This window comes from Pseudomonas entomophila (genome assembly GCF_029193575.1).
In the GTDB taxonomy this organism is placed as follows: Bacteria; Pseudomonadota; Gammaproteobacteria; order Pseudomonadales; family Pseudomonadaceae; genus Aquipseudomonas; species Aquipseudomonas entomophila_G.
Map to the genome: position 1 here is coordinate 135,042 of NZ_JARGCS010000043.1, position 13,547 is coordinate 148,588.

The window sequence follows — 13,547 nt, forward strand, 5'->3', positions numbered from 1 at the left end:
AGGGGTCATGCGCTGTTACGGGAGATCGGCCATGAACGACATACTCTGGCGCCCCTCCATGGCGCGCATCGAAGCCAGCCGGATGGACGCCTTCCGCCGTCGCGCCAACCTTCGCTACAACCTCGAGCTCAACGACTACGCCGACCTGCACCGCTGGAGCATCGACCAGCGCGCCGCCTTCTGGCAAACCCTCACCGAGTACTTCGACGTACGTTGGCACAGCCCACCGGCCCAGGTGCTCGACGAAGGCCCGCACATGCCCGATGCACGCTGGTTCGGCGGCGCCACACTGAACTACGCCGAACACCTGCTGCGCCGCCGCGACGAGCGCCCGGCGGTGATCGCCGTGCGCGAGGACGGCCAGCGCCGGGTGCTCAGCCATGCCGAACTGGCGGCCCAGGTCGCCGGCCTGCAAAAAGCCCTGCAAGCACTCGGCATCCAGGCGGGAGACCGGGTCGCGGCGATGATGCCCAACACCTGGGAAACCCTGGTGGCGATGCTCGCCTGCAGCAGCCTGGGCGCCATCTGGTCCAGCGCTTCGCCGGAATTCGGCACCCACGGCATCATCGACCGCTTTGGCCAGATCCAGCCCAAGTTGCTGATCGCCTGCGCCGGCTACCACTACGCCGGCAAGGCCATCGACCAGGTGGAGAAGATCAACCACGTGGTCGCCCAATTGCCGCGACTCGAACACCTGCTGGTGGTACCGCACACCCGTGGCCAAACCCGCGCCGATGAATTCCAGGCAGCCGAGGTCAGCCTCTGGAACGAGTTCTTCATCCCCGGCGGCGAGCCCGAGTTCGTTGCCCTGCCCTTCGACCACCCGCTGTACGTCCTCTACTCCAGCGGCACCACCGGCGTGCCCAAGTGCATCGTCCATCGCGCCGGCGGCGTGCTGCTGCAACACCTGAAGGAGCACGGCCTGCACAATGACCTGGCGGCCGACGACGTGCTGTTCTACTACACCACCTGCGGTTGGATGATGTGGAACTGGCTGGCCAGCGGCCTGGCCGTCGGCGCCACCGTGGTGCTGTACGATGGCTCGCCGTTCCACCCCGGCCCCGAACGGTTGTTCGACCTGATCGATGCCGAGGGAATCCACGCCTTCGGTACCAGTGCCAAGTACCTGGCCGCGCTGGAGCAGGAAGGGCTGGTGCCGGCGCGCAGCCACCGCCTGGAGAACCTGCGCCTGCTGTTGTCCACCGGCTCGCCGCTGTCGCCGCACAGCTACGACTACGTGTACCGCAAGATCAAGGCCGACCTGTGCCTGGCTTCGATGTCCGGCGGCACCGATATCGTCTCCTGTTTCGTGCTCGGCAACCCGCTGCTGCCGGTGCGCCGTGGCGAGATCCAGGGCAAGGGGCTGGGCATGGCGGTCGAGGTATGGGACGAGCATCGCCAGCCGGTCAGCGCCGAGAAAGGCGAGCTGGTCTGCACACGCCACTTTCCCAGCATGCCTTTGGGGTTCTGGGGTGACGCGGACGGCAGTCGCTACCACGAGGCCTACTTCAGCCAGTTCCCCGGTGTCTGGTGCCAGGGCGACTATGCCGAGGAATGTCCGGGCGGCGGCCTGGTGATCCATGGCCGTTCCGATGCGGTGCTCAACCCTGGCGGGGTGCGCATCGGTACGGCGGAAATCTACCGACAGGTTGAAAAAGTCGAGGAAGTGCTGGAAAGCGTGGCCATCGGCCAAGACTGGCACGGCGACGTGCGCGTGGTGCTGTTCGTGCGCCTGCGTGACGACCTGGCCTTGGACGACGCGTTGCGCCAGCGCATCCGACAGGTCATTCGCCAGTACGCGACCCCGCGCCATGTACCGGCGGTGATCGCCCAGGTGAACGATATTCCCCGGACCATCAGCGGCAAGCTGGTGGAATTGGCGATCCGTAACGTGGTGCATGGGCTGCCGGTGAAGAATACCGATGCGCTGGCCAACCCGCAGGCGCTCGAGCAATTCAGGGAGAGGCCGGAGTTGCGCTAGCCGTTGTCTGCGCGCGCCCTATCGCGGGCGACCCCGCTCCCACAGAGTGATCGTGGTGTGCTGGTGGGAGCGGTAGCGCCATGTCAGGCATAATGTCGCCCCTTTTTTACCGCAGGTACCCCGATGAAAGCCCAAGCCCGCCACATCCTGGTCAAGACCGCCGAAGAGGCTGAACAGCTGAAACAGCGCCTGGCCAAGGGCGAAGCCTTCGACGTGCTGGCGAAGAAATTCTCCACCTGCCCTTCGGGCAAGCGCGGCGGCGACCTGGGCGAAGTGCGCCCCGGGCAACTGGTCGGTGCGATCGACCAGGTGATCTTCAAGAAAGCCCTGCGCGTGGTGCACGGCCCGATCAAGAGCAAATTCGGCTACCACCTGGTGCAGGTGTTCTACCGCGACTAGACCTCAGCGCCGCGCCGCCAGCAGCCCCAGGCCTGCGCACCCCAGCAACGAGGCGCTGACCCGATTGAACAACCGACGTGGGCCGGGTTGGCTGAACCACCGTTGCAGGTATGCGCCCAACCCTGAGTAAATGGCAATCGCGGCCCATTCCAGCATCAGGAACAACAGGCCCAGTTGCAGAAACTGCTCACCGACCGGCGTGCCGGCCCCCACATTGACGAACTGCGGCAGGAACGCGGTGAAGATCAGGATCGCCTTGGGGTTGCCCGCCGCCACCCAGAACTCCTGGCGCGCCAGCCGCCATGTGCCACGCGGGTGATCGGTGCCCAACGGCGCTTCGCCCACCGGCGCGCGCCACAGCTGCCAGGCGATATAGAACAGGTAGGCGGCGCCCACTACCTTGATCGCTAGGAACAGGTACTCGCTGGTGTGCAGCACCACCGCCAGGCCCATGGCGGCCAGGGCGATCATGCCGCTGAAGGCGAGGATACGCCCAGCGCCCGCCATGCAGGCGGTGCGCAGGCCGTAGCGGCTGGCATTGTGCAGCGATAACAGGTTGTTCGGCCCCGGCGCCATGTTCAAGGCGAAACAGGCGGGGATGAACAGCAGCAGGCTCGACAAGTCCATGGTTCTACTCCAATCGGAGCAGACAGCATCGCGTTGGGCATCGAAGGGATCAAGCACAGTGGGGCGGCAAATGAGCGGAACAGTGAGGAGGGCTCTATGGCGGGCCAGGCTCGCGCCTACAGAGGCCGCGCATCCCCTGCAGGTGCGGGCTTGCTCCGCGATGGGGGCGGCAACCCCACCGAGGATTGTTGCCCCCCATGCACTAATCGTTAGCCTGCTTCCTTTTTCCGCCCAGCCCGTCCATCATGGCCGCACCGCCCGCCCGCGAACCCGAACATGACCGCGCACACCTCCACCAGCAGCATCACCCTGCAAATCCTTTCGATCGTCTTCTACACCTTCATCGCCTTTCTTTGCATCGGCCTGCCGATCGCCGTCCTGCCTGGCCATGTCCACGATCAGCTGGGCTTTGGCGCGGTGCTCGCCGGCCTGACCATCGGCTTGCAGTACCTGGCCACCCTGCTCAGCCGCCCATTCGCCGGGCGCGTGGCCGACAGCCTCGGCGGCAAGCGCGCGATCCGCTATGGGCTTTACGGTATCGCCAGCTGTGGCGTGCTGACCCTGCTTTCGGCCTGGACCATCGCCCTGCCCTGGCTGAGCCTGCTGCTATTGCTCGGCGGGCGCCTGCTGCTGGGCATCGCGCAGGGCCTGATCGGCGTCGCCACCCTGAGCTGGGGCATCGGTCAGGTAGGGCCTGAACACACCGCGCGGGTGATCTCGTGGAATGGCATCGCCTCCTACGGCGCCATCGCCATCGGCGCGCCAGCGGGTGTGCTGCTGGTCGAGGACCTGGGGTTCGTGGTGTTGGGCCCGGCGCTGCTGGCCATGGCTCTGCTCGGCCTGTGGGTGCTGCGCGGCCGCCCGGACGTGGTGGTGACCCGCGGCGAGCGCCTGCCGTTCTGGTCGGCGTTCGGTCGCGTGGCACCGTGCGGCGTAGGGTTGACCCTGGCATCGATCGGCTACGGCACCCTGACCACCTTCGTCACCCTCTACTACCTGCAGCGCGGCTGGGTCGGCGCGGCCTGGTGCCTGAGCGCCTTCGGCGTGTGCTTCATCGTCTCGCGGCTACTGTTCGTCAACGCGGTCAACCGCTTCGGCGGCTACAACGTGGCGATCGCCTGCATGGCCACCGAGGTGCTTGGGCTGGGCCTGCTGTGGCTGGCGCCCTCGCCGTCCTGGGCGCTGGTCGGCGCGGGGCTGACCGGCTTTGGCCTGTCGTTGGTCTACCCGGCGCTGGGCGTGGAGGCGATCAAGCAGGTGCCGAGCAGCAGCCGCGGCGCGGGGCTGGGCGCCTACGCAGTGTTCTTCGACCTGGCGCTGGCGTTCGCGGGGCCGGTGATGGGGGCTGTGGCTGCGCACCTGGGGTACGCGTCGATCTTCTGTGTCGCCGCCCTGCTCGCGCTGTCAGGGGTCGGTTTGGTCCTGCTCCTCGCCCGCCGCGCCCACCGCCACTGAGCGCTCGGCCGGCCGTGGCGCCCCCAGCGCCTGGCTGAAGAACAGCGCGGTCTCGCTTTGCAGCCCACGGTGGATATGACGCCGGTCGACGCCCTCGGGGTCCTTGCACAGCAACGGCGCGCGCTGGCGTTGGTCGGCATCGCAAGGCGCCATGAACACGAAATGCCCGGCGCCGGCGAGCAGGCGGTAGTCCGGGGTCACCGGCAGCTTGCGGGCCAGGGCTTCGGCGTTGCGGTCCACGGCCAGCAACTGATCCTGGTCGCCGCTGTAGATCAACGCGGGGATGTGCACACCGGCCAAGGCATGGCGACCGAACATCAGGCTCAAGGGGGCCATCAGCATCACCGCGCCGACCCGTGGGTCGGCCTGGGGCCTGAGCTCGCTGCGGTCTGCGATCAGCACGCCGTGGGTCTTGCAGGCATCGGCGTCCTGGGGGCGCTCCAGGCAATAACGGCGCAGGCGGTCAAGGTCCGGCTGGGCACCGGAAAGGATCAGCGCGGTCTCGCCACCGGCCGAATAGCCGATCACCCCGACCTTGCCGTGGTTCAGGTAGGGCCTGAGCAGGCTGTCGTCGCGTGCAGCGCTGATCGCGGCGCTGATCTGCAATGGGCGACCGTAGAGGTTGCTGAGAGTGCCAAGGCGGCTGTGGTCGCGGGCGTTGTCACCGGGGTGGGTCACCGCCACCACCACGAACCCCTGGCGCGCCAGGGAGGTGGCCAGGTCGTGCAGTGCCACCGGGCTGCCGGTGTTGCCATGGGACAGCACCAGCAAAGGGAACTGCCCCATCGCCACCGGCGCCTCTTCGGCGACCCGCAGCGCGTAGCCATCGAGACGCGTGGCGCGCGCCTGGCTGCTGCTGGGGTAGAACACCAGCGCCTGCATCGGCCGTGCATCTACCGGGTCGGCAAGGTTCAGCCGGTGCAGGCCGGCCACCCAGGGCGCCGCCTCGGCGCGGGCCAGCAGGCCGCCGAGCAGCAGCAAGGTCAGCAAGGCACGGGTTCTCATCGGCGCACTCCTCCCCCCGAGGTGGACGGACGGTTCCAGCATAGAACCTGCGCGCACGCCCGCAGATGAAAACTGAATGAAAAAACCGGCTGGCGCCTGGGGCGACAGCCGGTTCTTCTGGTCAACGTGCTCAGGCGGCGACGAACAGCTCGTTGGCGATCTGCGCCTGGGCGGCGTCAATGGCCTTGCTGCGGTGCTCGGGGCCGTAAGCCAGGCCGTGGGCGCGCACCACTTCCAGGTCGGTGATGCCGATGAACCCGAGGAACACCTTGAGGAAGTCCTCGTGGCCAACACCGGTAGGCTGGCCGTGGTGCAGACCACCGGCGGTGGACACCAGGACCACCTTCTTGTCGCCGCACAGGCCTTCGGGGCCGGCCTCGGTGTAGCGGAAGGTCTTGCCGGCGACGGCGACGCGGTCGATCCAGGCCTTGAGCTGGGTCGGCACACTGAAGTTGTACATCGGGGCGCCGATCACCACGGCATCGGCGGCGAGGAATTCTTCCAGGGTTTCGGCGCTGAGCTTGGCTTCATGCGCCAGGGCCGCATCACGGGCTTCCTCAGGGGTACCCGCAGCCACCAGAGTGGCGGACGAGAAGTGGCTGATGGCATCGGCGGCCAGGTCGCGGTAGATCACCTCGATGCTCGAGTCAGCGGCCTTCCAGGCCTCGACCACTTCGCGGCTGAGTTGGCGGGAGGCGGAATTGTCGCCCAGGATGCTCGAATCGATATGCAACAGTTTCATGGGACTCTCCTGTGAGATGAAGACCGCAGCGATGGGCGATCACGTTGAGGTGAATCCTATAGAGCCAGCGAATAGCTGATTAGTCGGCAAAAATGCATTAGTTTGTTCCACTGATGGAACAATGAGACCTCCAGATGCAAGACCTCAACGATCTTTTCTACTTCGCGCGAGTGGTTGAAGCCGGTGGCTTCGCCGCCGCTGGCCGCCAGTTGGGCATTCCCAAGTCGCGTCTTTCACGGCGTATCGCCGAGCTGGAAGCGCGCCTGGGTACCCGCCTGCTGCAACGCACCACCCGGCAACTGAAACTCACCGCCGTGGGCGAGCGCTACCTGCACCACTGCCAGGCCATGCTGCTGGAGGCAGAGATGGCCGACGAGGCGGTGGCCAGCATGACCAGCGAGCCGCGCGGGCGCCTGCGGGTATCCTCACCGGTGGCGCTGGCACATGCCTTCCTGCCGGACGTGATCAGTCGTTTCCTGGCCCAGTACCCGCAGGTGCAACTGGAGATGGTGCTGCTCAACCGACGGGTCGACCTGATTTCCGAGGGCATCGACGTCGCGCTGCGGGTACGCGACCTGGGCGACGAGGACCCGGCCCTGGCCACCCGCCGCCTGCGCCAGGCGCAAATGCACCTGGTGGCGGCGCCGGGTTTCGCCGACCATCTGGCCCACCCTTCGCAGTTGATGGGCCTGCCGGTGCTGGGCGCAGTGGAGGCCGACCGCCTGGTGCACTTTCGCTTGATCGGCCCCGAGGGCCAACAGCAGGAAGTGGCCCTGGAACCACGCCTGGCAATCGACGACTTCGTCGTGCGCAAGACCGCCGCCTGTGCCGGTTTGGGCTTTACCGCGCTGCCCAGCATGCATTGCGAGGAAGAACTGGCGCGCGGCGAGCTGGTGCGCCTGCTGCCGGAGTGGGCGCTGCCAGGGGGCTACCTGCAAGCGGTGTACCCTCACCGACGCGGGTTGTTGCCAGCGGTACGGGTGTGGATCGATCATCTGGCGGAATCGTTCGAGGCCTGTGGAGAGCGTTATGTCTAAGGCAAGGATGACCGAGGAACAGGTCGCGCAGTTCTGCCTGAGCCTGCCGGGTGCGCGGGAAGACTATAAATGGGGCGGAATCCGGGTGTTCTCGGTGGCCGGCAACAAGATGTTCGCGCTGCTCGGCCTGGCAGGCGGGGGGTTGGCGTTCAAGGTCGCCGACGAGTTGTTCCTTGGCTACTGCGACCGCCCAGGCGTGCGCCCGGCGCCTTACCTGGCGCGAGCCAAATGGGTCAGCATGGAGCAACCCTACCCGATGGGCCGCGAGGAACTGACCGACCTGCTGCAGCGCTCGCACCAACTGGTAGTGCGGCGGCTGCCCAAGCGCCTGCAGGTGGGGCTGCTGAGCGATACCTGAACTCAGGCACGGCGGTGAGCCTTGTAGGAACGGGCCCGCCCCGCGATGAGGCCAGCCCGGTCACAACCCCAGCCAGGGCGTGCCGCGCAACAGATAACCCAGCCACAACAGCTGGTGCACCAGGACAATCCCCCAGAACACCAGCTGGTAGGACAGCTTGCGCGTCTTGTGCCGGAACAGTTGCTGCGCCAGCAACGCCCCCGGCCAACCGCCAAGCAACTCGCTGGCATGCAGCACCTTCTCCGGCGTGCGCTGTCCGTCATTGCGGGCGCGGCGCTTGTCGTGCCAGTACAGCAGCAGGCTGGCCAGGCTGGCGACAGGGTAAAACGCCAGCGGCACCCAGGACTGCCCACTCAACCCCATGCCCACTGCCCCCAACGCCGGCACCAGGCACAGGGCGACCAGCATCAGCAGCTTCAGGCGTGGATGGCGCACCCCGCCTTGCACAGGGCGCGCCTTGGCTTGCAGGCGGCCCATGTCAACCGTGCGCGGTGGCCCAGTCGACCCAGCCGAACTGCCAGGTCGCCAGGATCAACAGGCCAAAGACGATGCGGTACCAGGCAAACACCGCGTAGCTATGGTTGGCGATGAACTTCAACAAGGCGCGCACGGCGATCATGGCGAAGATGAACGACACCACGAAACCGATGGCGAAGACCGGCAGGTCGCCCGGCTGGAACAGTTCGCGGTACTTGTAGCCCGAATACACCGCCGCACCGACCATGGTCGGCATCGCCAGGAAGAAGGAAAACTCGGTGGCGGCCTTGCGCGACAATCCGAACAGCAGGCCGCCAATGATGGTAGAGCCGGAACGCGAAGTACCCGGAATCATCGCCAGGCACTGGACGAAACCGATCTTCAGGGCGTGGCTCCAGCGCATGTCGTCGACATGGTCAACCTCGATACGGTGCTCACGGCGCTCGGCCCAGAGCATGATCACGCCCCCCACCACCAACGCCGCAGCGACGGTGATCGGGTTGAACAGGTACTCGTGGATCAGGTCGGCGAACAGCACCCCCAACACCACCGCCGGCATGAAGGCGACCAGCAGGTTGGCGGTGAAGCGCCGGGCGGTCGGCTGGGTTGGCAGCCCCACGACGACATCGAAGATCTTGCGGCGAAACTCCCACACCACCGCCAGGATCGCACCCAGCTGGATGATGATGTTGAACGCCATGGCGCGCTCGCCACCGAAATCGATAAGGTCGGCCACGATGATCTGGTGACCGGTGCTGGAAATCGGCAAGAACTCCGTCAAGCCTTCAACGATCCCCAGGATGATTGCCTGAAAGGCACTCCAAAAATCCATCAACTCCCCCAAATGGGACACGGCTCCCGGCAGTGTCCTCGTTCTTGATCTACAGGTGACGCCAATAACGGCACGCCCTTTTACAGCGACTATCGGGCCCAATGCCAGTGCAAATGCGCCGCGCACCTAAAGGTTTCATCTTGCGCGGCCGAAATCCTAGCAGAGGCCCTGCGCAAAGGCTTGCGCTGGATGCAACATGGATCGCCGAACCTGGCACTTAGCCGTTGGTAGAGTGGGTTGCAGGCATCTGGTCGTGGTTGGATGCCCTCTGAATAACAAGAACAATGCGGAGTGACCCTTTGATGAAGACCCTAAGGTCGATGTCGATCAGCCGGCGCCTGTCGCTGATCCTGCTGGTGTCGGTGGCCATGCTGCTGGTGTTGGGGCTGCTGATGCTGCGCCAGATCCATGGTGACCTGTACCAGGCCAAGGCGGAGAAGACCCGCCACGTGGTGGAAACCGCCGTCGGCGTGCTCGCCTACTACCAAGGCCTGGAAGCGGCCGGCACCTTGGGTCGCGAAGCTGCCCAGCAACAGGCACTGCAGGTCGTGCGCGGCCTGCGCTACGACCAGGATGACTACTTCTGGATCAACGACCTGGGGCCGAAGATGGTCATGCACCCGGTCAACGCCAAGCTCAATGGCCAGGACCTCTCGGCCATCCGCGACCCGGACGGTTTCGCCGTGTTCAACGAGATGGTCGCTCTGGCGCGCGCCCAGGGCGCCGGTCCGGTCGACTACCGCTGGCCCAAGCCCGGCGCCGAAGAGCCCGTGGCCAAGACCTCGTACATCCAGTTGTTCAAGCCATGGGGCTGGATCATCGGCTCGGGCGTGTACGTCGACGACGTGCAGGCCGAGTTCACCCGCCAGGTGCGTGACGCTTCGCTGATTGGCCTGGGCATCGCCCTGCTGATGGCCCTCCTGGTGTGGCTGATCGCCCGCAGCATCGCCCGTCCATTGCAAGAAGCGGTTCAGGCCATGGGCAACATCGCCAGTGGCGAAAGCGACCTGACGCGCCGCCTGGACACCCACGGCCGCGACGAAATCACCCACCTGGGCGAATATTTCAACCGTTTCAACGGCAAGCTGCAGGGGGTGGTCGGACAATTGCAAGGCACCGCCCACGCCCTCGCCCAATCCGCCGGCCACGTCGGCGACAATGCCGGCTCCGCCCAGCAGCACAGCGCCCAGCAATCGTTGCAGATGGATCAGGTGGCCACCGCGGTCAATGAGGTCACCTATGCCGTGCAGGACGTGGCGAAAAATGCCGAACAGGCCGCCGGCGAAATGCGCAACGCACAGCAGCAGGTGCAACATGGCCAAGAGGCGATTCATGGCAGCCTGCGACAGATCGACCAGCTATCGGTGACCATCGAGCAGGCCGAGCAGGTGATCCGTGACCTGGCCGGGCACAGCACCAAGATCGGCGGGGTGCTGGAGGTGATCCGTTCGATCGCCGAGCAGACCAACCTGCTGGCCCTGAACGCCGCCATCGAGGCGGCCCGTGCCGGTGAACAGGGCCGTGGCTTCGCCGTGGTCGCCGACGAGGTGCGCCTGTTGGCCCAGCGCACGGCGCAGTCGACCGCCGAGATCCAGACCATGATCGAGCACCTGCAGGGCCAGTCGGAGGCGGCAGTCAAGGCCATCGGTACCAGCAGCGAGGCTTCGCGCCAGACCGTCGAGCAGGCCCGCGAAGCCGGCACCAGCCTCGATGCCATCCACCAGGCGCTGCATAACCTGGCGGCGCTGAACACCTCGATTGCCAGCGCCACCCTGCAACAATCGCATGTTGTCGAGGAGATCAACCGCAACGTGCTCGACACGGCGGGGTTGTCGCAGCAGGCCGCCGAGGCGGCACGCCAGTCGAGCGACGCGGGGCGGGCCCTGGCGCGCTTGAGCGAAGAAGTGGAGCAGTTGCTGCGTCAGTTCAAGGTGTGAATCCAGGCCTGCGCTCCTATCGCGGGGCAAGCCTGCCCACAGGTGCCCCGCCCGCTCTCAGGGGTTGTGCACTACCTGTGTGAGCGGGCTTGCCACGCGATAGGGGCCCGCGCCATTCACCTTCCCTTCCCCGCACGCTACAATCGCGCCCTTTCCCTTCCCCCAAGGATCGCCGATGTCCGGCCTCGAACTCTTCGCCGCCGCCCTCGGCGTCATCGCCGTGTGGCTCACGGTCAGGCAGAACCCCTGGTGCTGGCCGATCGGTCTGGTGATGGTGGTGCTCTATAGCTGGATCTTCTACGAAGTGAAGCTGTACTCGGACATGCTCCTGCAACTGGTCTACGCGGTGCTCCAACTGTACGGCTGGTGGCAGTGGACCCGCCCCGACCGGGTCGAGGACGCGCGCCAGGTATCGAACCTTGCCACCACGCCAATGCTCGCGGGGCTGGGTGTCGGCCTGATCACCAGCCTGGCCCTCGGCGCGGCCATGGCGCACTGGACCGATGCCGCCCAGCCCTGGTTGGACGCGGCGCTGACCGGCTTCAGCCTGGTCGCCCAGGTATGGATGGCCCAGAAACGTCTGCAATGCTGGGCGCTGTGGGTGGTGGTGGATGTGATCTTCGTCGGCTTGTTCCTGTACAAAGGCCTGTACCTGACCGCCGCGCTGTATGCCCTGTTCACCTTGATCGCCGTGCGCGGCTGGCTGGAGTGGCGGCGCGACCCGGCGCTGGCCAGCACATGAAGGTCTTGGTGTTGTGCGGCCCTGAGTCCAGCGGCAAGAGCTGGCTCAGTGGCGAGATCCAGGCACGCTTCGGCGGCGTGACGGTGGGTGAATACGTGCGCCACTTCATCGAAAGCGAACAACGCGACACCTGCTATGCCGATATTCCAGCGATCGCCCGAGGCCAATTGGCCTGGGAAGACCATGCGCGCGCGCAGGCCCCGTCGGTGCTGATCCTCGACACCCACCTGCTCAGCAATATCCTCTGGAGCCGCGTGCTGTTCGGCGATTGTCCCGGGTGGCTGGAAGACGCGCTGCTGGCGCGGCACTACGACCTGCACCTGCTGCTCAGTCCACAAGGGGTGGACTGGGTCGGCGACGGCCAACGTTGCCAACCGCGGATCGAAGAGCGCCAGACGTTCTTCGATGACAGCCAGGCGTGGCTGCGGCGCAATGGGCAAAGGGTGCAGGTGATCGATGGGGATTGGGCGCAACGGCGCGATCAGGCGCTGACGGCGGTGGCTGAGCTGGTTGGGGTAGGTTTGTGAGAGCCTGATCGCGGGGCCCCACTCGTTTCGGAATCAGCGCGGTACCCTGTGGGGGCCTGAACCGAGATGGGACCGCACCTGGCGCCCTGTTAACCCCTTGATACACCCCCGCCCCGGCAAACCCCCATTGCTGGGGGCTCTCACTCACTCTCGGGGGAACTGTCTCAGCGCTGATACACTCCCTTTCGCGCGCCGCCGAAGCCCCGTACTTCGCCCCTTGCCGGTTGATAGCCAGCCGCTTTGTATCAGCGCTGATACAACAGAAAACCGGCAATCCCCCACGCCGAACGCAACCCACTGATAAACCGGACAAAACCAAAAGCGGCACGGCTTTCGCTCTCTTCCTCGCAACGCTCAAGGGCCAGCGCACAGAGAAGGGAGCATCGCCGTGGCACATACCTACAACACCCTGCCTGCATTGCTCGTCCTCGGTTGCCTCACCGCCGCAACCCTCCCAGTCCCGGTCTTCGCCGGTGGCAACGGTGTCGTGGTCCTGACCCGCGATGTCCAGGCCCGCCAGGCTGATCGCCGCACCGGCACTCCCGATCCCTACCCTACCACCGTGAATACCAACGAGTCGGCGCGTATCCAGGCCCAGACCAACGAACTCACAGACGGCGACTTCGCCAGCGTCGCCAGCGGCTCCACCGTCAACCGCATTTTCCAGCCCGATGCCTCAGGCACCCTTCGCGGCATGGGCACCGCCCAGTCGCAACTGCCCGGCATGGCCGGCGGCTCGAGTGCCGGCGCCGCCAGTGGCAACAGCATCTCGAACACGGTCAACCAGAACGTCCAGCGCGGCATGGCGCCGTTGCAGATCCTGACCCGGGGCCAATGACATGCGCACCTTCAACCATTCCCTGCTGTGCCTCGCCCTGTTCGGTAGTGCCAGTGCCTTCGCCGCCTCGCCCGTGGTCGACAACGCCAACATCGACGCCAGCGGCCGCGCCTACCAGGGCAACCTGAACATCAACCAAGCGTCTGGCGACGCGCTGCAACAGGCCAACGTCAAGGCCATCGCCATCGGCACCGAGGGCCAAGCCAGCACGCAGATCCGCCAGCGCAGTGACTTCCGTGCAAGCCCTGGCCTCGATGCCAGCGCCAGCATCAACGGCAACGCCTTCAGCAACGGCAACGGCATGCTCGGCATCAACCAATCGGCCGGCGCCGCGACACAGCAAGCCAACGCGGTGCGCATCAGCATCAGCGCATTCCCGCAAAGCATCGACGACAGCATTCTCAGCCAGCAGAACGTCTCGCTGGCCAATGGCTCCGACGCAACTGATCACGCACCCGGCAGTCGCCAGGTCACTACCAGTGACCAGGCCTTCACCGGCAGCCGCGGGGTGATCCAGTTGAATCAGAGCGCCGGGGTGGGTAACCGAATGGCCAACACCCTGAGCGTACGGGTTGCGGATTGACCCGAGT

General features: G+C 65.9%; 15 protein-coding genes and 1 pseudogene. 11 read left to right on the forward strand and 5 right to left on the reverse strand.

The window, feature by feature from the left end; all coding sequences use genetic code 11:
- Nucleotides 1–31: 31 nt before the first annotated feature.
- Nucleotides 32–1,981, forward strand: coding sequence for an acetoacetate--CoA ligase (locus P0Y43_RS19940; protein ID WP_275638982.1), 1,950 nt, complete (start codon nucleotides 32–34; stop codon nucleotides 1,979–1,981).
- 123 nt (nucleotides 1,982–2,104) lie between these two features.
- The gene (locus tag P0Y43_RS19945) at nucleotides 2,105–2,380 is read left to right on the forward strand and encodes a peptidylprolyl isomerase (protein WP_275638983.1); all 276 of its coding nucleotides are present in this window, start codon (nucleotides 2,105–2,107) and stop codon (nucleotides 2,378–2,380) included.
- 3 nt (nucleotides 2,381–2,383) lie between these two features.
- On the opposite strand, the gene P0Y43_RS19950 is transcribed toward P0Y43_RS19945, so the two are convergent.
- Nucleotides 2,384–3,007, reverse strand: coding sequence for a LysE family translocator (locus tag P0Y43_RS19950; protein WP_275638984.1), 624 nt, complete (start codon nucleotides 3,005–3,007; stop codon nucleotides 2,384–2,386).
- Between the two features lie 276 nt (nucleotides 3,008–3,283).
- On the opposite strand from P0Y43_RS19950, the gene P0Y43_RS19955 reads away from it, so the two are divergent.
- On the forward strand, nucleotides 3,284–4,462 hold the full coding sequence (locus tag P0Y43_RS19955) for an MFS transporter (protein ID WP_275638985.1): 1,179 nt from the start codon (nucleotides 3,284–3,286) through the stop codon (nucleotides 4,460–4,462).
- On the opposite strand, the gene P0Y43_RS19960 is transcribed toward P0Y43_RS19955, so the two are convergent.
- Nucleotides 4,412–5,467, reverse strand: a complete 1,056-nt coding sequence (locus P0Y43_RS19960) for an alpha/beta hydrolase family protein (RefSeq protein ID WP_275638986.1) — start codon at nucleotides 5,465–5,467, stop codon at nucleotides 4,412–4,414. The two genes, P0Y43_RS19955 and P0Y43_RS19960, sit on opposite strands and share 51 nt — an antisense overlap.
- A 130-nt stretch (nucleotides 5,468–5,597) precedes the next feature.
- On the reverse strand, nucleotides 5,598–6,209 hold the full coding sequence (locus P0Y43_RS19965; RefSeq protein ID WP_275638987.1) for an FMN-dependent NADH-azoreductase: 612 nt from the start codon (nucleotides 6,207–6,209) through the stop codon (nucleotides 5,598–5,600).
- Between the two features lie 134 nt (nucleotides 6,210–6,343).
- On the opposite strand from P0Y43_RS19965, the gene P0Y43_RS19970 reads away from it, so the two are divergent.
- Together P0Y43_RS19970 and P0Y43_RS19975 are read left to right on the forward strand one after the other, a co-directional pair.
- Entirely contained in the window at nucleotides 6,344–7,246 is a 903-nt protein-coding gene (locus P0Y43_RS19970; RefSeq protein ID WP_275638988.1) for a LysR substrate-binding domain-containing protein, read from the forward strand.
- Complete coding sequence (locus P0Y43_RS19975) at nucleotides 7,239–7,604, forward strand: MmcQ/YjbR family DNA-binding protein (RefSeq protein WP_275638990.1); 366 nt, start codon at nucleotides 7,239–7,241, stop codon at nucleotides 7,602–7,604. The genes P0Y43_RS19970 and P0Y43_RS19975 overlap by 8 nt, the downstream gene beginning before the upstream one ends.
- Nucleotides 7,605–7,664: 60 nt before the next feature.
- Here the strand turns inward: P0Y43_RS19975 and P0Y43_RS19980 are convergent, their stop codons facing one another.
- Nucleotides 7,665–8,081, reverse strand: a complete 417-nt coding sequence (locus P0Y43_RS19980; RefSeq protein ID WP_275638991.1) for a DUF1294 domain-containing protein — start codon at nucleotides 8,079–8,081, stop codon at nucleotides 7,665–7,667.
- Nucleotide 8,082: 1 nt separating this feature from the next.
- On the reverse strand, nucleotides 8,083–8,913 hold the full coding sequence (locus P0Y43_RS19985) for an undecaprenyl-diphosphate phosphatase (protein ID WP_275638992.1): 831 nt from the start codon (nucleotides 8,911–8,913) through the stop codon (nucleotides 8,083–8,085).
- Nucleotides 8,914–9,305: 392 nt separating this feature from the next.
- Between P0Y43_RS19985 and P0Y43_RS27115 the strand changes: the two are divergent.
- From P0Y43_RS27115 to P0Y43_RS20010, 6 genes and pseudogenes are all read left to right on the forward strand, one after another.
- A pseudogene (locus P0Y43_RS27115) lies at nucleotides 9,306–9,977 on the forward strand (cache domain-containing protein); the annotation flags it as partial.
- A 138-nt stretch (nucleotides 9,978–10,115) separates the two neighbouring features.
- The gene (locus tag P0Y43_RS27120; protein ID WP_430540268.1) at nucleotides 10,116–10,850 is read left to right on the forward strand and encodes a methyl-accepting chemotaxis protein; all 735 of its coding nucleotides are present in this window, start codon (nucleotides 10,116–10,118) and stop codon (nucleotides 10,848–10,850) included.
- A gap of 175 nt (nucleotides 10,851–11,025) precedes the next feature.
- Entirely contained in the window at nucleotides 11,026–11,592 is a 567-nt protein-coding gene (gene pnuC, locus P0Y43_RS19995) for a nicotinamide riboside transporter PnuC (RefSeq protein ID WP_275638994.1), read from the forward strand.
- A complete protein-coding gene (locus P0Y43_RS20000; protein ID WP_275638995.1) occupies nucleotides 11,589–12,119 on the forward strand; it encodes an AAA family ATPase in 531 nt (176 codons plus the stop codon). Before pnuC ends, P0Y43_RS20000 begins: the two co-directional genes overlap by 4 nt.
- Before the next feature lie 388 nt (nucleotides 12,120–12,507).
- On the forward strand, nucleotides 12,508–12,957 hold the full coding sequence (locus P0Y43_RS20005) for a hypothetical protein (RefSeq protein WP_275638996.1): 450 nt from the start codon (nucleotides 12,508–12,510) through the stop codon (nucleotides 12,955–12,957).
- A gap of 1 nt (nucleotide 12,958) precedes the next feature.
- Nucleotides 12,959–13,540 (forward strand): adhesin, encoded by a 582-nt coding sequence (locus tag P0Y43_RS20010; protein ID WP_275638997.1) that lies wholly within the window; start codon nucleotides 12,959–12,961, stop codon nucleotides 13,538–13,540.
- Nucleotides 13,541–13,547 lie beyond the last annotated feature (7 nt).